Origin of the sequence: Escherichia sp. 20412-1 (assembly GCF_003027595.1) — a bacterium.
Classification (GTDB): domain Bacteria; phylum Pseudomonadota; class Gammaproteobacteria; order Enterobacterales; family Enterobacteriaceae; genus Escherichia; species Escherichia marmotae.
Genome location: NZ_PYQM01000025.1, coordinates 1 through 20,522, shown reverse-complemented (window position 1 = coordinate 20,522; position 20,522 = coordinate 1). Strand labels below are relative to the sequence as shown.

At 51.1% G+C, this 20,522-nt stretch carries 18 protein-coding genes and 1 pseudogene; 10 read left to right on the top strand and 9 right to left on the bottom strand.

Annotation, left to right across the window (positions count from 1 at the left end):
• Positions 1-34 precede the first annotated feature (34 nt).
• A complete protein-coding gene (ysgD, locus tag C7B16_RS25035; protein WP_211180520.1) occupies positions 35-91 on the bottom strand; it encodes a protein YsgD in 57 nt (18 codons plus the stop codon).
• 191 nt (positions 92-282) lie between these two features.
• Here ysgD and C7B16_RS16275 point away from each other — a divergent pair, with 191 nt between their 5' ends.
• Positions 283-1,017, top strand: a complete 735-nt coding sequence (locus C7B16_RS16275; RefSeq protein WP_228929139.1) for a phosphodiester glycosidase family protein — start codon at positions 283-285, stop codon at positions 1,015-1,017.
• A 156-nt stretch (positions 1,018-1,173) separates the two neighbouring features.
• On the opposite strand, the gene uvrD is transcribed toward C7B16_RS16275, so the two are convergent.
• The 6 genes from uvrD to lptM all read right to left on the bottom strand — a co-directional run bounded on the left by uvrD (position 1,174) and on the right by lptM (position 6,796).
• Positions 1,174-3,336 carry a DNA helicase II gene (gene uvrD, locus C7B16_RS16270; protein WP_001517382.1) on the bottom strand — a complete coding sequence of 721 codons (2,163 nt, stop codon included), beginning with the start codon at positions 3,334-3,336 and terminating at the stop codon, positions 1,174-1,176.
• Positions 3,337-3,418: 82 nt separating this feature from the next.
• The gene (yigB, locus tag C7B16_RS16265; protein WP_001213593.1) at positions 3,419-4,135 is read right to left on the bottom strand and encodes a 5-amino-6-(5-phospho-D-ribitylamino)uracil phosphatase YigB; all 717 of its coding nucleotides are present in this window, start codon (positions 4,133-4,135) and stop codon (positions 3,419-3,421) included.
• Positions 4,135-5,031, bottom strand: coding sequence for a tyrosine recombinase XerC (gene xerC / locus C7B16_RS16260; RefSeq protein WP_000566225.1), 897 nt, complete (start codon positions 5,029-5,031; stop codon positions 4,135-4,137). Before xerC ends, yigB begins: the two co-directional genes overlap by 1 nt.
• Positions 5,028-5,735, bottom strand: coding sequence for a DUF484 domain-containing protein (locus C7B16_RS16255; RefSeq protein ID WP_001517383.1), 708 nt, complete (start codon positions 5,733-5,735; stop codon positions 5,028-5,030). Before C7B16_RS16255 ends, xerC begins: the two co-directional genes overlap by 4 nt.
• A complete protein-coding gene (dapF, locus tag C7B16_RS16250; protein WP_001160644.1) occupies positions 5,732-6,556 on the bottom strand; it encodes a diaminopimelate epimerase in 825 nt (274 codons plus the stop codon). Before dapF ends, C7B16_RS16255 begins: the two co-directional genes overlap by 4 nt.
• A gap of 36 nt (positions 6,557-6,592) precedes the next feature.
• The gene (gene lptM, locus C7B16_RS16245; protein WP_000799886.1) at positions 6,593-6,796 is read right to left on the bottom strand and encodes an LPS translocon maturation chaperone LptM; all 204 of its coding nucleotides are present in this window, start codon (positions 6,794-6,796) and stop codon (positions 6,593-6,595) included.
• Positions 6,797-6,984: 188 nt separating this feature from the next.
• Between lptM and C7B16_RS16240 the strand changes: the two genes are divergently transcribed.
• From C7B16_RS16240 to cyaY, 4 genes are all read left to right on the top strand, one after another.
• Positions 6,985-8,454, top strand: a complete 1,470-nt coding sequence (locus C7B16_RS16240) for a hypothetical protein (protein ID WP_016262693.1) — start codon at positions 6,985-6,987, stop codon at positions 8,452-8,454.
• Positions 8,451-9,734 carry a DKNYY family protein gene (locus C7B16_RS16235; protein WP_107179905.1) on the top strand — a complete coding sequence of 428 codons (1,284 nt, stop codon included), beginning with the start codon at positions 8,451-8,453 and terminating at the stop codon, positions 9,732-9,734. Before C7B16_RS16240 ends, C7B16_RS16235 begins: the two co-directional genes overlap by 4 nt.
• The gene (locus tag C7B16_RS16230) at positions 9,722-10,147 is read left to right on the top strand and encodes a hypothetical protein (protein ID WP_001517387.1); all 426 of its coding nucleotides are present in this window, start codon (positions 9,722-9,724) and stop codon (positions 10,145-10,147) included. Before C7B16_RS16235 ends, C7B16_RS16230 begins: the two co-directional genes overlap by 13 nt.
• An 82-nt stretch (positions 10,148-10,229) precedes the next feature.
• Positions 10,230-10,550, top strand: a complete 321-nt coding sequence (gene cyaY / locus C7B16_RS16225) for an iron donor protein CyaY (protein WP_001517388.1) — start codon at positions 10,230-10,232, stop codon at positions 10,548-10,550.
• A gap of 88 nt (positions 10,551-10,638) precedes the next feature.
• Here cyaY and C7B16_RS16220 read toward each other — a convergent pair whose 3' ends face one another.
• Both C7B16_RS16220 and cyaA read right to left on the bottom strand, forming a co-directional pair.
• Positions 10,639-11,025 (bottom strand): hypothetical protein, encoded by a 387-nt coding sequence (locus C7B16_RS16220; RefSeq protein WP_236942248.1) that lies wholly within the window; start codon positions 11,023-11,025, stop codon positions 10,639-10,641.
• A 100-nt stretch (positions 11,026-11,125) separates the two neighbouring features.
• Entirely contained in the window at positions 11,126-13,672 is a 2,547-nt protein-coding gene (gene cyaA / locus C7B16_RS16215; RefSeq protein WP_001517390.1) for a class I adenylate cyclase, read from the bottom strand.
• Between the two features lie 385 nt (positions 13,673-14,057).
• Here cyaA and hemC point away from each other — a divergent pair, with 385 nt between their 5' ends.
• The 5 genes and pseudogenes from hemC to aslA form a co-directional block, all read left to right on the top strand.
• Positions 14,058-14,999: a hydroxymethylbilane synthase gene (gene hemC, locus C7B16_RS16205; protein ID WP_010377386.1), complete on the top strand. Its 942-nt coding sequence runs from the start codon at positions 14,058-14,060 to the stop codon at positions 14,997-14,999.
• Positions 14,996-15,736 (top strand): uroporphyrinogen-III synthase, encoded by a 741-nt coding sequence (hemD, locus tag C7B16_RS16200; RefSeq protein ID WP_000026081.1) that lies wholly within the window; start codon positions 14,996-14,998, stop codon positions 15,734-15,736. Before hemC ends, hemD begins: the two co-directional genes overlap by 4 nt.
• A 21-nt stretch (positions 15,737-15,757) precedes the next feature.
• Positions 15,758-16,939, top strand: coding sequence for a uroporphyrinogen-III C-methyltransferase (gene hemX, locus C7B16_RS16195; RefSeq protein ID WP_107179904.1), 1,182 nt, complete (start codon positions 15,758-15,760; stop codon positions 16,937-16,939).
• A 2-nt stretch (positions 16,940-16,941) separates the two neighbouring features.
• The gene (hemY, locus tag C7B16_RS16190; RefSeq protein ID WP_000921776.1) at positions 16,942-18,138 is read left to right on the top strand and encodes a protoheme IX biogenesis protein HemY; all 1,197 of its coding nucleotides are present in this window, start codon (positions 16,942-16,944) and stop codon (positions 18,136-18,138) included.
• 680 nt (positions 18,139-18,818) lie between these two features.
• A pseudogene (gene aslA, locus C7B16_RS16185) lies at positions 18,819-20,395 on the top strand (arylsulfatase AslA); the annotation flags it as partial.
• Positions 20,396-20,522: the final 127 nt, after the last annotated feature.

The window sequence follows — 20,522 nt, the reverse complement described above, 5'->3', positions numbered from 1 at the left end:
CAACCGCTAAGGCTATCAGCAAAAGGGGATAGCCTTAGGAGTTGATCCTGGATGACAGGATAGTGAGCCAGTATCTACTGGGTGTGTCCAAGGCGAATGTCCTCTTAGAGTGATCGTGCGCGCATGTTACGCCAGCAAAATTTTGCCGTCAACACGCAACGGAACACCACAGAACAATAGTTGAACTTCGCGCTTTTCGGTACTCGTCAAGGTCATTAACAGGATAAAAAAATCCCACATCCAGAACCTATAATGGCGCATTGACTACTCATTGGTAAAGGAATGATCACCTTGAATCTCAAACGGATTTTTCTCACTCTCACCTTACTCCCCTTGTTTGCTGTTGCCGCTGATGACTGCACGCTCTCCGATCCGACGCTGACCGTACAAGCGTATACCGTCAATCCCCAGACAGAACGGGTGAAAATGTACTGGCAAAAAACTAATGGCGAAGCGTGGGGAACATTTCATGCGCTGCTGGCTGATGTTGACAGCCTGGGGCAAGTGCAGATGGTGATGAACGGAGGTATTTATGATGAAGGTTATGCGCCTCTCGGTTTGTACATCGAAAACGGTCAACAGAAGGTAGCGTTAAATCTCACCTCGGGGGAAGGTAATTTCTTTATTCGTCCTGGCGGCGTGTTTTATGTTGCGGGAGATAAAGCCGCTATCGTTCCGCTGCAGGCATTTAAAGCCAGTAAAGATATTCAGTTTGCGGTGCAGTCGGGGCCGATGTTGCTGGAGAATGGCGTGATAAATTCGCGTATTCACCCCAACGTCGCGTCGCGCAAAATCCGTAACGGTGTAGGGATTAATAAACAAGGTAACGCAGTATTTTTGCTCAGTCAGCAGGCGACAAACTTTTATGATTTTGCCTGCTATGCCAAAGCGAAACTGGATGTCGGGCAGTTGCTTTATCTTGATGGCACTATCTCACATATGTATGTGAAAGGCGGCACGATCCCCTGGCAACGTTATCCCTTCGTCACCATGATTTCCGTCGAGCGGAAAAGTTAGAACGATAGTTTTATGTCAGATACTGAATATGGTGCAGATGCCGGATGCGGCGTAAACGCCTTATCCGGCCTACATGACGTTGCAATTTATTGAATCTGCATGATTTTGTAGGCCGGATAAGGTGCGCAGCACCGCATCCGGCAACGGAATCGTAAATTACACCGTCTCCAGCCGGGCGTAAGCCGCCACCAGCCATTTAATACCCTGGCCCTGGAACGCCACCTGCAGGCGGCTATGCTCGCCGCTGCCTTCCATATTGACGATAGTCCCTTCACCAAACTTGGCATGGCGCACACGCTGGCCGAGTTTGTAACCGCTGTCGTTCTCAGCCAGTGGCGTACCCATACGCTGATGACTGACCGGACGACTCACCGTAGCGCGTAATCGCACCTCTTCCACACATTCTTCCGGCAGCTCACCAATAAAGCGCGACGGGCGATGGTAAACCTCTTTGCCATACAGACGGCGAGTTTCCGCATAGGTCAGCGTCAGTTTCTGCATCGCACGGGTTACCCCAACGTAGGCCAGACGACGTTCTTCTTCCAGACGCCCACCTTCATCCAGCGACATCTGGCTGGGGAACATTCCCTCTTCCATACCGACGATAAATACCTGCGGGAACTCCAGCCCTTTCGCTGAGTGCAAAGTCATCAACTGCACCGCATCCTGCCAGGTATCCGCCTGCCCTTCACCCGCTTCCAGTGCCGCATGCGAGAGGAAAGCCTGCAGCGGCATTAAATCTTCATCTTCTTCGTTGTAGCTGAACTGGCGCGTTGCTGTCACCAGTTCCTCTAAGTTTTCAATACGCGTCTGGCCTTTTTCGCCTTTCTCCTGTTCATACATGGTACGCAGGCCAGAGTCTTTAATTACCCGGTCAGTCTGTACATGCAGCGGCATATCGGCAGTTTCTTGCGCTAAGGCGTCAATCAGTTCCATAAACCGTTGCAAGGCGCTGGCAGCGCGCCCAGCGAGGGCTTTTTCCTGTAACAGTTCACGACACGCCTGCCAGAGAGTTAGCTGGCGATCGCGCGATGTCTGGCGAACTACGTCCAGCGTCCGATCACCAATACCCCGCGTTGGCGTATTCACCACGCGCTCAAATGCCGCGTCATCGTTACGGTTGGCAATCAGGCGCAGATACGAGAGCGCATCTTTGATTTCCTGGCGTTCGAAGAAGCGCATACCGCCATAAATACGGTACGGCATACTGGCCTGCAATAAGGCCTCTTCCAGCACACGCGACTGGGCGTTGCTACGGTAGAGAATGGCGCACTCAGCGAGCGCCCCGCCATTGTCCTGCCAGGTTTTGATGCGGTTAACCACAAAACGCGCTTCATCGAGTTCGTTAAAGGCACAATAAAGGGAAATCGGCTCACCGTCCGCGCCATCGGTCCACAATTTTTTACCTAAGCGTCCATTGTTGTTTTCAATCAGGGCGTTGGCGGCGCTCAGAATGTTACTGGTGGAGCGATAGTTCTGCTCCAGGCGAATAGTTTCGGCACCAGGGAAATCATTGAGGAAACGCTGAATATTCTCGACCTGCGCACCGCGCCAGCCATAAATTGACTGGTCATCATCACCGACGATCATCACTTTGCCGGTATCACCCGCCAGCAGGCGGATCCACGCGTACTGAATGTTGTTGGTATCCTGGAATTCGTCCACAAGGATATTGGTAAAACGTTCGCGGTAGTGCTGAAGGATATGCGGCTTGTTAAGCCACAGTTCGTGGGCGCGCAGCAGCAGTTCAGCGAAGTCCACCAGGCCCGCGCGGTCACACGCTTCCTGATACGCCTGATAAACCTTCTGCCAGGTTTGCTCTACCGGGTTACCGTAGCTCTGAATATGATGCGGCCGCAGGCCTTCATCTTTCTGGCTGTTGATGTACCACATTGCCTGGCGCGGCGGCCACTGCTTCTCGTCGAGGTTCATCGCTTTGATCAAACGCTTGAGCAGGCGCAGTTGGTCTTCGCTATCGAGGATCTGGAAATCCTGCGGTAGGTTAGCGTCCATATGGTGCGCACGCAGCAGGCGGTGCGCCAGCCCGTGGAAGGTGCCAACCCACATGCCGCCCTGGCTGGTGCCCATCAATTGCCCGATGCGATGGCGCATTTCCGCCGCCGCTTTGTTGGTAAACGTCACCGCCATAATCGAGTACGGCGAGCAGTTTTCCACGCTCATCAGCCACGCAATACGATGCACCAGAACGCGCGTCTTACCACTGCCCGCGCCCGCCAGCACCAGAAGATTGCTGCGTGGCGCGGCCACCGCTTCGCGCTGTTTGTCATTAAGGCTTTCGAGCAGGTAAGAAACGTCCATTGGCACCGCCGCGTAAAAATGTTGGGGCGGAGAAGCGCAACGCCCTCCGCCAAAAAGCTGGGTATATATACAGAGTTGCTGATTATATCAGCGAGGTCAGAGATGCCAACCGGGAAATTTCCAGATGCGGCAGTAAACGGCTGTCCCAGGTTTGCATCAGATCGCCATTTTCCGGTTTGATCCAGCACGCCTGCATTCCGCTGCGAATTGCCCCACCAACGTCGGTGGTGAGATCATCGCCAACATGCAGGATCTCACCGATCGGCACATTGAGTTTTTCTGCCGCCAGAAAGTACATATCGCTGAACGGTTTCGAGCGCCCGTGCGGGCCAGCACGCAGCACGAACTCAAAGTAATCGCCCAGGCCAAACAATTCAGGCTGGGCGTTACCGTTGGTGATCGCCACCAGCGGCCATTTCTTCGCCAGTTGTTTTAAGGTGTCGTGAGTTTGCTGCGGCACATCAATACGGCTGCGCCATTTAGCAAAGTTGATCATCGCCGCGTGTGCGCCTGCACTGGCCTCTTCGGCACTCAGCCCGGCGTCGAGCATGGCTTGTTCGATAGAACGAAAACGCCAGCGCGTCACATCATGATAAATCTCTGGTTCCGCTTCCCGTACCGCCTGGCGCAGACGTTGCAGATCTTCATTCTGGAAGCTACGCAGCGCCGGATGATAATTTTGCACAAAGATAAGTGCTTCTTGCTCGGTACGTTGGATCACCGGACGGTTATCGTAAAGGGTATCATCCAGGTCAAAAGTGAGCGCCGAGATGCGCCCCAAAGGCCGGTAAAAACGCATTATTTCCCCCGTTTAGCGCGTGGATGCGCCGCATCGTACACCGAGGCAAGGTGTTGAAAATCAAGATGAGTATAGATTTGCGTGGTGGAGAGGTTGGCATGGCCCAGCAGCTCCTGCACACCACGAAGATCGCCGCTCGACTCCAGCATATGCGTGGCGAACGAGTGACGTAATTTATGCGGGTGAACGTGATTATTCAGCCCTTGTTTTATGCCCCATTCGGCAAAGCGTTTTTGCACATTACGCGCGGATATGCGTTTCCCCTGTTTCGACAGGAAAAGCGCATCGTCTTCGCAACCAAACAGGTCACGCAAATCAAGCCAGTGCTCAATCCACGCCACCGCGTTGCGACCAATCGGCAAACGACGTTCTTTGCTGCCTTTACCCATCACCCATACTTCACCGGACTCCAGGTCGAGGTGTTTGATGTCCAGCCCCACCAGTTCGGAAAGACGCAGACCTGCACCGTACATCACTTCCAGCATTGCCCGGTCGCGCACGGCGAGGGGATCATTGATATCGATATCCAGCAGCCGATTCATATCATCGACATCGATATTTTTTGGCAGATGGCGTGCCGCTTTCGGTGCCGAAACACCTTTCGCCGGGTTGGCTTTGAGTTCGTTCTGGCTGACCAGCCAGTCAAAAAAGCTACGTAGCGCAGAGAGGCGTAATGCGAGGCTTGCTGCTCCCAGCCCTTTACGACGACTGCGTACAGCAAAATTACGCACCATCGTCACATCACATTGTTGCCAGCTTTGCAGGTCGTTTTCACTGGCAAAATTGATGATCGCCTCAAGCTGGCGTCGGTAGTTAAGCAGAGTTATCGGGCTAAGTTGACGCTCCACGCTCAGATAGCGTAGATAGCGTTCCACATCGGTATGTAAATCGATCATACGCGTTCAATCCAACGCTCCAGAAGCTCCGGCATCATCAGCGCAATTTCATGGAGTAACTGCGTTCCTTGCCCTTGTTGATAGTGACTGGCATCCCGGCTGGTGAACAGTACTACACCTAAATCAGCATCACTTCCCAACATCGACATCGCTACTGATCCCACCGCTTTCGCTTCCGGCAGCACCACCAGCAGTTCAGGCCCGTTAAGCGGCCCCAGATAATGCTGTTCCTGCCCCAGACGCTGAATACGCAGTGGTTCAAAAGCCTGACGACTCAATGCCAGATAGGTATAGTTCGACGGCGCGCCTAAACGCCAGCGATCCGGGAACAGACGCAGACTCGCGCCCGCCAGACCGAGATCGCGTGCCCAACGGTGAAAGCGCATTAGCATATCGTCGAGACTGCTGGCAGCAGTGAGAGTGCGCTGCAGATAAAGTAAGCGATAAAACAGGCCTTCGTTGGCGGTAGCCTGTTCCATCAACAGCGCCATATTCTCTTCCAGAACATGAATATGGTTACGCGCGCGGGCCATATGCCATTCGACGAGCGAAACGGTGCCACGTACCGGATGCGGCACCCGAATTGCCTCTACTGCGTGCGCATTGCGGATAAAAAACTCAGGATTTTTAATCAGATAATCGACAACCGCTCGGTCATCAAGCTCCGTGAGTGTTTCCTGTAGTTCTTCCCCTGGTTGCTTCATAGATGAATAAATCCGTCGTAAACATGTACTGCCGGACCCGTCATATATAACGGATGACCCGGACCTTTCCAGGCGATATCAAGGCGACCGCCAGGGAGTTCCACACGTACTTCTTCGGCCAGCAAACCTTGCTGAATCCCTACCGCTACTGCCGCACACGCGCCGCTGCCACAGGCCTGAGTTTCTCCTGCCCCACGTTCATAGACTCGTAAACGAATATGCTCGCGCTTAACCACTTGCATAAAACCGATATTGGCACGTTCCGGGAAGCGTTCGTGGTTTTCCAGAACAGGGCCTAGTGTTTCTACCGCCGCAGTATCGACATCATCGACCTGAATCACGCAGTGTGGATTACCCATTGACACCACGCCGCATAAGATTGTCTGCTCGGCGGCGCGCATAATATAGGTCTTTTCCGCTTTGTTGGCGCGAAACGGCACGGCGGAAGGTTCGAAATTTGGTTCGCCCATATTTACCCGCACCAGATCATCATCGGTGACGGTCAGCACCATCCGACCATTGGCGGTGCTAACGCGAATATCGCGCTTATTGGTCAGCCCTTTCAGGCGTACAAAGCGGGCAAAGCAGCGTGCGCCGTTGCCGCACTGCGCCACTTCACTACCGTCAGCATTAAAAATACGATAGTGGAAATCGAGTTCTGGATCGTAAGGCGGCTCGACCACCAATAGCTGATCAAAACCCACACCCAGGTGCCGATCCGCCAGACGACGAATCAGATCCGGTGAAAAAAAGACATTCTGCGTTACCGCGTCGACGACCATAAAATCGTTGCCAAGGCCATGCATTTTCGAGAACTGCATTATCTACTCCATTCACGCGGGTACAGAAACTGACTTTTAGTAATTCACCTGAGATGGGCCATCGCCAGTGGCGCGGTCGTTTTTATCCGGCAACGTGGATTGCGTTTGCGTATCTACCGGTTTGGTCGGCGGTGGCGCGTTTTTATCTGCGGGCGGGAAATAGAGCGGACCTTTCAGACCGCAGCCCGTCAGGCTGAAAAGAGTCAGTAATACAGTGAGTGCCTTAAACACGTTTTTCATTATGGATTGCCTGTAAAGTTCATCGCTTTCTGCTTTCTATCATCGCAGGAGAAGACGTAAAAGCAAGCGTTTAGCGACTCTTTATGAAGTCTGAAAAGTGAGGAATTGCTGCGAGTATAACGCTTACACGTGGGGATTTATGTTTTGCTGATAGTTTCGTGATCGACACCTCGCGCCAGGATGGCTTTATGCACTATCGCAATGTGGTTTGTTTGTTGTCTTGTTCGTTGTTCTTATCGTCAGCATGGGGATGTCGGCTTGATGAGCCGGAACATAATATTTACCAGAAACAGGGAAAAGGCGTGGTGTACCTGCGCCCTTATGAAAAGACCAATCTTTCGCTACCGCAGATTAACTACAAGCGTCTGCATCTGTTACCGAATTTGTTAATTGACCCAACAAAACTGGAAGATTGGGAAACGGTGCCCCCGGCAACCGATCTCACGACAGACGTTGTCTACAGCGGCGTAAACGCAACATTTCCCCATTACTCTTACTATAGCGATGGTCGCGCTATTCTCTACGCTGGTGAGGTGGTGCAAAACCCTCCAGGCACGCCGCCAGTCGATATCTCGTCATTTCAGGCATGGGGGGATTTTGCCGCAGATAAGTACAGCCTCTATTACGAAGGCAAACGCACCGATAGCAACCAGCAACTAAACCGCCGAACGTTGCGTCAGGTAGAATTTAACCCGCAATGGAAACCAGACTGGCTAGGTTTGATTCTCCGTGACAAGCACTATCTTTACGCAAATGGTCAGCGCCTTGATGATCCCAACACCTTTACGGTACTGGCACAAAAGTCATGGGATCAGCGCGGTAAATTCTCTACAGCATTCAATCCCTGCCTTCCTGCCCCATTTGGCCCCTGGGATACCCTTGCCCGAACACGGACCAAAATCCTGATCAACGGCGAACAACTGGATGCCGACCCGGACACCTTTTCCGTCGTGCGCTGGATGCCCGGCTCACTCTTGACCTGGCGTGATAAAAACGGGCTGCAGCGTAAGGTCCTCGACAAGGAAAATCTGGCCTGGTATGAGGATTTAACAAAGCACTGTCTGGATTTTTCTCTGCTGGAAAAGAAAGTGTTCTGGCGTAAAGGGCCTGCTTGTAAACAGGAAGAATTACCCGGACTCGATCCTGAACAGTTCCACCCCATCAGTGATGCTGTCGCCCAGTATCAGGACTCGCTTTATACCATCATCGAAACAGAGTCTGGTGACCGCAAGCTGGAGATCGTGAAACTTGATGATCCCAATCTTATTATCAACAAACGTTTCAACGCCGGGAAGCGCCACGGCTATTTACTTACGCGTGCCGAAGGGTGGCCAAACCATTCCAGTTTACACGTGTTTGAATCTGACGGACCGCTGATCTTACTGGATAACCGCTCTCCGGATGAACGCGAAGCCCATCTTAATGACCATCCCTTTTTACGCAGATGGTATGCCCGCGATAACCGCTACGTTTACAGCTTTGATGGCGCGCAGCTCTGGCGATACCGCACCGCTGATCCGAAACAAGTTCGCTTAATCTGGAAGGAACAACATTCGGGATATGGCTATGGCGTAGATTACAAAACGGGATATCTGGACGGAAAAATTACCGATGACGGCGAATTTATTCCTGCCCCGCGCAATGAGGCGACAAAATGAATAGTCAAATAATCACACTTGCACTCATCCTGTTGGGGCACGTATTTCTGACACCTGCCGTACAGGCCATAGGGTTCGACTATTACAATGATCACGGTGTCATGTCTTACGGTAAAGGTAATTGGGAGGATAAGAAAATCATTGCCCAATTTCCGGAGATGAACAGGGCCGATTTGCGCCTTGTGAAAAATATATCCGGGGAGACGGGTTATATACCTTCCGATGAAATAAGCATAGAAAATGAGGAATACCACTGGGTGACAGATGGCCGCGTTATTCTCTGGCGTGGCAAAATTGTTAGCAACCCACCGGGAACACCTACTGTCGATATTGCCAGCTTTCAGGCTATGGGCCGCTTTGCGGTCGATAAATATAGCCTCTATTTTGACGGACAACGCACCGAAAGTAATAGCGGCGCGTCACGTGTTGATCTGGCGACGCTAAAATCTATCGAAGGTAACACTACCACGTTGGTGGATAGTAAAAATCTCTATTTGTCTGGTCGACGTCAGGGAAGCAGCAGTGATGTTACTGTATTAGAAAAAAGATGGTGGGGTATTAATCCACGTCTTATGGGTGTAAACAGAGAAATGTATTCCAATGATCTGCTTATCCGCAGTGGGCAGAACATTTATTTAAATGGTGTTCGCCTTGCAGCGAATGCAGACTCATTTGAGATAATTCGCTGGATACCTCATTCACTGCTGGTTTTTCGCGACAACAATGGTTTGCATCGTTATCCCTTTGGTCAATTATCAGGCAAGGCAATACCCGTAGATGATGACGTCTCTTTTGAAGTAGGGGAAAGTCGCGTTCGCTGGCGTAAACAGCTCACGCCCGACCGTCAGTGGAGCCAGTGGATAGACCTACCAGGTATTGAACCTGAACAATTTCATCTGATTACTGGCAATATTGCGCAGTATAAAGATCGGCTGTATGTAACAAAATTATCGACATTTGGTGAAGACCAGCTTGAGATAATCCCGCTGGATACGCCAGACCTGGTCATTGATCGCTCATTTAATAGCGGCAAACAACATGCTTATTTTATCCGCCAATTACGGTCAAAAAGCGTGCAAATTATTCCAGTTAACGGTTCGCTAACTAAAAACGATCGCTTTGCTTATGACGATCGCAATGTTTATACATGGACCGATACAGAGGTAAGGATTACACCCTCCCCCTGCCCGGCGAAAACACGCGTCAGAGAAGAGAATGTCCGTGAAATTCATAACAACGACATTATGATTATTACAGAGGAACCAGGATGCAAAAAATAGCCTTACGGATTGGCATAGCTCTAAGCATAATGGCCGCAAGCAGCTTCAATTACGCGGCCACAAGCAAGATACAAAAACTAAACGTCATCCTGGATGCAACGACATTAAGCACTGACAGCGATGAGATTAGCCGTCCCCTCGACATTAATGATGATGGCATTTCCGAAACGCTTAACTGCACGTATTCACCTTCCACGCCTCCCGCTGCCTGCGGGAAAGATGATTGTGGATATACCGCGAGTGACGCACCAACTATGGCTTGCAGTATTATGACCCCAGATAACTCCAGAATTAACATTGATTATTTTTGTAGCAAAATTAGCCTGATGAAAGAAAAGAATCATGGCCTACACGACCTGTTATGCGACGAGGATACAATCTTGCGTTGGAATGGGACGAGGTATGAAGGTTAAGTTTTATAGCCGAACCATGTTGATTTCACTGTTAGACGAAACAACTTATACTGCCGCCATCACTTAAAAACAGGATACAACAATGAACGACAGTGAATTTCATCGCCTGGCAGATCAACTGTGGCTGACCATTGAAGAACGCCTGGACGACTGGGATGGCGACAGCGATATCGACTGCGAAATCAACGGCGGCGTGCTGACCATTACCTTTGAAAACGGCAGCAAAATCATTATCAACCGCCAGGAACCGCTGCACCAGGTGTGGCTGGCAACCAAACAGGGCGGCTACCATTTTGACCTGAAAGGCGATGAGTGGATTTGCGACCGTAGCGGCGAAACCTTCTGGGATTTGCTGGAACAGGCCGCGACGCAGCAGGCAGGAGAAGCGGTGAGCTTCCGCTAAAATTCTTTGCCGGATGCGGCGTAAACGCCTTATCCGGCCTACAAATCCTGCAAAATTATAGAGTTGGGTGAAAAGCGCATTTAGCGGATCATATAGGGAGTTTGCCGCTATACATCAGCTTCGCCATCTGGAATAACCACTCGCCACCGCGAAAATCCCCCCCAACAAGAGCCACTATAAAAAAAAGAAAACCTGCTCCATATAACCACCAACTCAATTCATACAAAACGTGGTAGTTATCACAGGAAATCAGCACGTCGGGGCACTCAACACCGTACTTACCGCCATCACCCCATCGTTCATAATAAGACTCTCGCCATACCAGAATACTTACTCCACTCGCTACGAGCGATAACAAACAACCCGCCCATAACTTACGAAATATTGGGTAACTAAACATAAAGATGACGCTGAGCAGCGCCTCTATGACACCCCAAATAATAGACAGGCTCGTCATTCCCCAGTCACTGTGCATAATGTCCTCTCCCTGATGTAATTTCAGGGAGCAACTTTAGTGAGGGAAAATGAAATCAGCGTGAAGTCAGAGGCGGAAATTGAATTATCCGGCACGCTCATCACGAAAAATACTGCTGTAACAGCGGCGTATCGTTGTCCTGATTGGCTGGCGGCATGTTGCCAATAGATTTGGTACGGAACGGAATGACCTGTTCGCGACCATCGACCTTCACAATCTGGTAAAACTGCGGCAGGTTAAAGTTGATGAAACTGGAGCCGTAAGTGAAACGATCGTGCGATGACGAGTAGAAGCGACTGACATCACGCACCAACTCCTCTTTGCTACCCTCGCAGTGATGATACACCTCAACGCGGTTACTTTCGTCGAGAATGTAGATATTAAAGCCGTTCTCATCGTGTGTTTCTTCGAAGAAGAACTGGATGATCCCTTCGCTGGCGAAGCCGTCCACCACCGCCGGTAATTTAACGTGATTAGTCTCAACCTGCACTGACAAACCATGCAGTTTGTTATGCGAGATCGCGCCATAAAACTCGATGGCATTTTCCAGTTTCTGTACCGATACATTCAGGCGTTCGAAGAACAAACCCCAGGTCTGGCCAGAAACGCGCAACGCTTTAAAGCGCCCGGTTTCCTGGCGGGTGCTGGAAAGACGCAGTTCAATGCACTCAGAAACCAGTTGCTGCACGCGAGTACGGATTAATCCACGCAAATGCTGGCTATAACAGAACACTTCCACGCTATCAGGGGGTGCAGCGTCCTGATGCATTTTGCCGAGGATGGTTTTCAGGGCTTCAATCATCGACTGCTCGCCGTTGAAATGCAGCGTGCGCACTTCATTCCATGAGTTGCGATACAGCAGGTCAACACTACCCACCAGACATTTTTGCTCTTCGCCAAAGCTGAAGACGTCCAGCTTACGGAAATCGAAATGTACTACCTGATTACGAAACGCTGTCGTCGGGTCATATTCCAGGTTGACGATAATCGCCAGATGGCGGATCTCACAAGGACTGTAGAGCGCTTTCGGTGTCGGCGCAGGTAAGCGCAACGGGAAATGGTGCGACACATCAGCCACCATCTCTTGCAGCTTAGGCAGATCGACAATGCCGTTGCCTTTAATGTACAAACGGGTGCGCGAGGTCAGCAGTCCGTTAAACCATGCCCACGCCACCAATTTGTTCAGGTAACGGTTATATTCCAGCGGTTGATGGCTGATGATCGACTCAATTGTCGGCGCACGGTTATACAAATACCAGCCAGAGCGATTAGCACGCCCCGGCGGTACATAAATAAAGGTCAGATTTGGCTCGGAAAGATCCGGTGAAATCTGCGGGTTTACCAGCGTCACTTTCCCCGGTAATGCTTCAAACGCAGCGTACAGTTTACGCGTAAGCACACCGATATCCTGCGGGCTGGCAGAAACGCTAAGGTTATTGCGACGCGCAAAGCGGATCAGATTACGGTAACTCTGCATCATCGCATCGAGCAGTTCGTTGTGCGCTTCACGCACCTGATCAATCTTCCAGTTAGCGCGGTTATCCAGCATCGTCAGGCGAGATTCGTCCCAACTCCACTCTTTCACCAGTTGGCTTAACACTTCACGACGCCAGCCCACGCAGGCGCGTTCGCGGCTTAATTTTTCGCACACTTTTAAATAAAAGCAGCGGCGCACCAAATCCAGACGGGTGAAATCTTCAATCGCCGTCAAATATTCGGTAACGCGCTCCAGCATCATGCAGTACGGATCGAGGCCAAATGACACTATCTCGCCGTCGTGCAAACGCTGTTTGATATCTTTCGCCAGCAGGCGTGGATTAGGGTATTCCCAGGAATAGGCTTCCAGCAGCAGTGTTTTCAGCACCGCTTTGTACGGGGAGTCGATACTTTTGTAGAGCTGCCAAAGGCTGGCACCGAAGTACTCTTCAGCAGAAAGCGAGCTTAAACCACCGAGATCCAGCCATTCATTTGGCGTCAGTACGCCCTGCGCGTAAAGCGTCATTACATAATCATCGTAATGCTCTTCTTCGTCGCACGGCACCATATTCCACAGAATACGCTTACCGGCGAGACGCACGGCGGTACGGTAAAATTCATCAAGTAGCAGTATATGCTGGGTGGAGCCACAATCTTCGCCCCCCAGACTGCCACTTTCGTTGTGGCGGAAACGGTTTTCATCAATCAGGAAGAAGCTAACTTCCACCCCCAATGAGGCGGCCCAGCTTTCCAGCAAGCTGCATTTACGTTGCAGTAACTGACGCTCTTCGCTATCCAGCCACGATTGATGGCAGACCCAGATATCCAGATCAGAGGAACAACTTTGCCCTATGGACGAGGTGCTGCCCATTGTGTATACGCCAGTAATTGGAAGCTCGCCTTTTGGCGGATCCTGTACTGACATTCCACGATACAGTTCCAGTTCGTTCAGGTAGTGGCGTTGGGTTTCATCAGGCGTATAAAGGCAAATGCCCTTGGGAACGTTACCATCAAGGTAACCCGGCATTAGCGGATGGTGATAGTGCAACAATGTCGGCAGCAGACTGTAGACCTGTTGGAATGCAGGCCCCATAGCAGCAAGCGCGCGATCCACGCGCAATTGATTTATGGCATCCAGTCTCTGTTTCAGAGTCTCAATATAGAGGTACAAGACGTATCGCCTGATTTGCTACCCGTCATGTCTGTGATTCCGGCAACATCAACGGAAACACGCGGCATTCGGGATATTTCGTATGTCAAAGGTAACCGTACCACTTTCCGCGCCTGGTTTTTTTAGTTTCACGACGAAAAAATGGTCTAAAACGTGATCAATTTAACACCTTGCTGGTTGACCGTAAAGAAAGATGCGCTACATACAAGTGTAGCACTGTTTATTCTCTGTAAATTCCTTATTACGACGGCTTGAAGCGCCTGTCAGGATCCACCGCCTGGCTATATTTTACGTTTTGCTCAGGCATCTACGTTTCACCACAACACTGACATCGCTCCGGCAAGGATGTTAGGATGGACCATGGATGATAATGACGGTAACAAGCATGTTAGACAATGTTTTAAGAATTGCCACACGCCAAAGCCCACTTGCACTCTGGCAGGCACATTATGTCAAAGACAAGTTGATGGCGAGCCATCCAGGGCTGGTGGTTGAACTGGTGCCGATGGTGACGCGCGGCGATGTGATTCTTGATACGCCGCTGGCGAAGGTAGGCGGGAAAGGCTTATTTGTGAAAGAGCTGGAAGTCGCGCTCCTGGAAAACCGTGCCGATATCGCCGTACATTCAATGAAAGATGTGCCGGTTGAATTTCCGCAAGGTCTGGGGCTGGTCACCATTTGCGAGCGTGAAGATCCTCGCGATGCCTTTGTCTCCAATAACTATGACAGTCTGGATGCGTTACCTGCGGGCAGCATCGTCGGAACTTCCAGCTTACGCCGTCAGTGCCAACTGGCTGAACGCCGTCCGGATCTCATTATCCGTTCTCTGCGCGGCAATGTCGGTACTCGTCTGAGTAAACTGGATAATGGCGAATACGATGCCATTATTCTTGCCGTGGCTGGCTTAAAACGTTTAGGGCTGGAGTCACGCATTCGCGCCGCGCTGCCGCCAGAAGTTTCTCTTCCGGCTGTAGGACAAGGTGCGGTGGGCATTGAATGCCGCCTTGATGATACGCGCACCCGCGAGCTTCTTGCCGCGCTCAATCACCACGAAACTGCACTGCGCGTCACCGCCGAACGCGCCATGAATACCCGTCTTGAAGGCGGTTGCCAGGTGCCGATTGGTAGCTACGCCGAACTTATTGATGGCGAAATCTGGCTGCGTGCACTGGTCGGCGCACCGGACGGTTCGCAGATTATTCGCGGTGAACGCCGTGGTGCGCCGCAAGATGCCGGGCAAATGGGCATTTCGCTGGCAGAAGAGCTATTGAATAACGGCGCACGTGAAATCCTTGCTGAAGTCTATAACGGAGACGCTCCGGCATGAGTATCCTGGTCACCCGCCCGTCTCCCGCTGGAGAAGAGTTAGTGAGCCGTCTGCGCACACTGGGGCAGGTGGCCTGGCATTTTCCGCTGATTGAGTTTTCCCCTGGTCGGCAATTGCCACAACTTGCCGACCGGCTGGCGGAGCTGAGCGAAGGCGATCTGTTGTTTGCCCTTTCGCAACATGCCGTTGCTTTTGCCCAGTCACAGCTACATCAGCAAGGTCTTAAGTGGCCCACCCTACCCACTTATTTCGCTATTGGCCGTACCACGGCGCTGGCGCTGCATACCGTGAGCGGACATGAAGTTCGTTATCCGCATGATCGGGAAATCAGTGAAGTCTTGCTACAATTACCTGAATTACAAAATATTGCGGGAAAACGTGCGCTAATTTTACGTGGCAACGGCGGTCGTGAGCTGATTGGGGAAACCCTGACGGCACGCGAGGCTGAAGTTACTTTTTGCGAATGTTATCAACGATGCGCCATTCATTACGATGGTGCAGAAGAAGCGATGCGCTGGCAGTCCCGCGAAGTGACAACGGTCGTTGTTACCAGCGGTGAAATGTTGCAACAGCTCTGGTCGCTGATTCCACGATGGTATCGTGAGCACTGGTTACTACGCTGTCGACTACTGGTCGTCAGCGAGCGTCTGGCGAAACTCGCCCGGGAACTGGGTTGGCAAGACATTCAGGTCGCTGATAACGCTGACAACGATGCGCTTTTACGGGCATTACAATAACTCTCATAACAGGAAGCCATAATGACGGAACAAGAAAAAACCTCCGCCGTGGTTGAAGAGACCAGGGAGGCCGTGGACACCACGCCACAATCTGTCACAGTAGAAAAAAAGAGTAATAACAGTACTGCTCTGATTTTAAGTGCGGTGGCTATCGCTATTGCTCTGGCTGCAGGTGTCGGTTTGTATGGCTGGGGTAAACAACAGGCCGTCAATCAGACGGCCACCAGCGATGTCCTCGCTAACCAGCTCACTGCGCTACAAAAAGCCCAGGAGAGCCAAAAAGCAGAACTGGAAGGTATCATCAAACAACAGGCTACGCAGTTAGAGCAGGCAAACCGTCAGCAAGAAGCGTTAGCAAAACAACTGGATGAAGTTCAACAAAAGGTCGCCACCATTTCCGGAAGCGATGCTAAAACCTGGCTGCTGGCGCAGGCAGATTTTCTGGTGAAGCTCGCCGGACGTAAGCTGTGGAGCGATCAGGACGTCACCACCGCCGCTGCGCTACTGAAAAGCGCAGATGCCAGCCTGGCCGATATGAATGACCCAAGTCTTATTACCGTTCGCCGGGCAATTACCGATGACATCGCCAGCCTTTCTGCGGTATCACAGGTCGATTATGACGGTATCATCCTCAAGTTGAATCAACTTTCTAATCAGGTAGATAACCTGCGTCTGGCCGACAATGACAGTGACGGTTCACCAATGGATTCCAATGGTGAAGAGCTTTCCAGCTCCATCAGCGAATGGCGTATCAATCTGCAAAAGAGCTGGCAGAACTTTATGGATAACTTCATTACGATTCGGCGTCGTGATGACACCGCCGTACCCCTGTTAGCGCCGAATCAAGATATCTACCTGCGCGAAAATATTCGTTCCCGTCTGCTGGTCGCAGCACAAGCTGTACCGCGTCATCAGGAAGAAACCTACCGCCAGGCGCTGGAAAACGTCTCTACCTGGGTACGTGCTTATTACGACACTGACGATGCCACTACCAAAGCGTTTCTCGACGAAGTGGATCAGCTAAGTCAGCAGAATATTTCGATGGATCTCCCGGAAACCCTGCAAAGCCAGGCAATGCTGGAAAAGCTGATGCAAACCCGCGTGCGTAATCTGTTGGCACAGCCTGTAGCACCAGCAACGGAAGCTAAATCTGCACCTGCACCGCAAGCTGATACTCCGGCAGCCGCGCCGCAAGGAGAATAACCATGCTAAAAGTGTTGTTACTCTTTGTTCTGCTTATTGCGGGGATCGTGGTTGGTCCGATGATTGCCGGGCATCAGGGTTACGTACTGATTCAAACCGACAACTACAATATCGAAACCAGCGTCACGGGTCTGGCGATCATTTTTATACTGGCAATGGTGGTGCTGTTTGCTATCGAGTGGCTACTGCGACGGATTTTCCGCACCGGCGCGCACACCCGCGGTTGGTTTGTCGGGCGTAAACGCCGCCGCGCACGTAAGCAGACCGAACAGGCGCTGCTGAAACTGGCGGAAGGTGATTACCAGCAGGTTGAAAAGCTGATGGCGAAAAATGCCGATCACGCTGAACAACCGGTAGTGAACTACCTGCTGGCTGCTGAAGCCGCACAACAACGCGGCGATGAAGCGCGCGCCAATCAGCATCTGGAACGCGCAGCAGAACTTGCAGGCAATGACACCATTCCGGTAGAAATTGCCCGCGTGCGCCTGCAACTGGCACGCAATGAAAATCATGCTGCACGCCACGGCGTAGATAAGTTGCTGGAAGTCACGCCACGCCATCCTGAAGTGCTGCGTCTGGCGGAACAAGCTTATATCCGCACCGGTGCGTGGAGTTCGCTGCTGGACATCATCCCGTCAATGGCAAAAGCTCACGTTGGTGATGAAGAACATCGCGCAATGCTGGAACAACAGGCATGGATTGGCCTGATGGATCAGGCTCGTGCTGATGACGGTAGTGAAGGTTTGCGAAACTGGTGGAAAAATCAAAGCCGGAAAACGCGTCATCAGGTGGCGTTGCAGGTGGCAATGGCAGAACATCTTATTGAGTGTGACGATCATGACACCGCCCAGCAAATTATCATCGACGGCCTGAAACGCCAGTATGACGATCGCCTGCTGCTACCAATCCCACGCCTGAAAACCAATAATCCAGAACAACTGGAAAAGGTGCTGCGCCAGCAGATTAAAAACGTGGGCGATCGCCCGCTGTTGTGGAGCACATTGGGTCAGTCGCTGATGAAGCATGGCGAATGGCAGGAAGCATCTCTCGCCTTCCGCGCGGCGCTGAAACAACGCCCGGATGCCTACGATTATGCATGGCTTGCTGACGTGCTGGACAGACTGCACAAGCCGGAAGAAGCCGCTGCAATGCGCCGCGACGGTTTGATGCTGACGTTACAGAACAACCCACCGCAGTAATCCTTTCTCACCTGGAGGCGCAGAGCCTCCGGGCCTTTCCTGAATAGATAAAAAAACGCCTGCTCTTATTACGGAGCAGGCGTTAAAACAGGTCTGTATGACAACAAGTGGGTGCTTCACTCAACGTTGTGTCCATGGTGTCTGATGAGGCAAAAGCGACATCTGTCAGTGGACGATAAGCACCGTAAACGGCTCTGCGTCATTCCTGAGTTTATGAGGCACTAAGGCGAACATAAGAGATGGAATGAGCATCTACTCAGTTATTATGCCACAGAGGATGGGGTAATAACATCCCCTAATACTTGTTATGAGAAAAATCTGTAACCCTTTTTTCTTCATATTTAATAAATTACCGAGTAAATCCTTCCCTTAACCTGATGCTTTTTTATATGTGATATGAATGATTAAATATAAGCAATTAATGACACGCATATTAATTACAAACAAAACTAAAAACAGCATCAATAATCAACGCGATATAATAAACACGCCTTACATATCGCATGCACGGGGGGTAGGATTGAAAACGCTCTCCTGATATTTCAATTTATTCTTAAGATAAATAGATAATTTATTTTCATCATCATTATTTATGAAATCATCCTGTCAGGGAGAGGGACCTCAATTATCAATGCTTAACTACGCCATCATTTTGATGACATTAAATCGGAGCATTTTGCATGGAATTTTCGTTCTCACCCAAGCTTCTTGTTGTCGCTGTCGCTGCCGCTCTTCCATTAATGGCCAGCGCTGCAGATACCCCGTCAACCGCCACCGCACGCAAAGGATTTGCTGGTTACGATCACCCAAATCAATACCTGGTTAAACCGGCAACCACCATTGCCGATAATATGATGCCGGTAATGCAGCATCCGGCGCAGGATAAAGAAACTCAGCAGAAGCTGGCAGAATTAGAGAAAAAAACAGGTAAGAAACCGAATGTGGTTATTTTCTTGCTGGATGACGTGGGCTGGATGGATGTTGGCTTTAATGGTGGCGGTGTGGCGGTGGGTAACCCAACACCAGATATTGACGCCGTTGCCAGCCAGGGGCTGATTTTAACCTCCGCGTATTCTCAACCCAGTTCTTCACCAACCCGCGCGACGATTCTCACCGGACAGTATTCTATCCACCACGGCATTTTGATGCCGCCGATGTACGGACAACCAGGTGGTCTGCAAGGGTTAACTACCCTGCCGCAATTATTGCATGATCAAGGTTACGTCACTCAGGCCATCGGTAAATGGCATATGGGAGAAAACAAAGAGTCGCAGCCACAGAACGTCGGCTTTGATGATTTCCGCGGCTTTAACTCGGTGTCTGATATGTATACCGAATGGCGCGATGTTCACGTCAATCCGGAAGTCGCCCTGAGTCCGGACCGTTCTGAGTACATCAAGCAATTACCGTTCAGCAAAGATGACGTTCATGCGGTGCGCGGCGGTGAGCAGCAAGCCATTGCCGATATTACGCCGAAGTATATGGAAGATCTTGATCAACGCTGGATGGAATATGGCGTTAAGTTCCTCGACAAAATGGCGAAGAGCGATAAACCATTCTTCTTGTATTACGGTACGCGCGGCTGCCACTTCGATAACTACCGAATGCCAAATATGCCGGTAGTTCTCCGGCACGCACCTCTTACGGCGACTGCATGGTAGAAATGAACGATGTGTTCGCTAATCTCTATAAAGCACTGGAGAAAAATGGTCAGCTTGATAACACGCTGATTGTCTTTACCTCCGATAACGATCCGGAAGCCGAAGTGCCACCGCACGGTCGCACACCGTTCCGTGGCGCGAAAGGTTCTACCTGGGAAGGCGGCGTTCGCGTACCCACCTTCGTGTACTGGAAAGGCATGATCCAACCGCGTAAATCCGACGGTATTGTCGATCTGGCCGATCTCTTCCCAACCTCGCTGGATCTGGCAGGGCATCCTGGAGCGAAAGTGGCGAATTTAGTGCCGAAAACGACCTTTATCGATGGCGTAGACCAGACCTCTTTCTTCCTCGGAACAAACGGTCAGTCTAACCGCAAGGCTGAACACTACTTCCTCAACGGCAAACTCGCCGCTGTACGTATGGATGAGTTCAAATATCATGTTCTCATTCAGCAACCATACGCGTATACACAGAGCGGGTATCAGGGTGGATTCACCGGTACGATAATGCAAACGGCCGGATCGTCGGTGTTTAACTTGTACACCGATCCGCAGGAAAGCGACTCTATCGGCGTGCGGCATATTCCGATGGGTGTATGTAGTGGCACACTAAATTTGGCCACCTGAACAGAGGTGATATGCTCACCTCAGAACAACACAGGTGCTCCAATGAAAAAAAGAAATTTCAGCGCAGAGTTTAAACGCGAATCCGCTCAACTGGTTG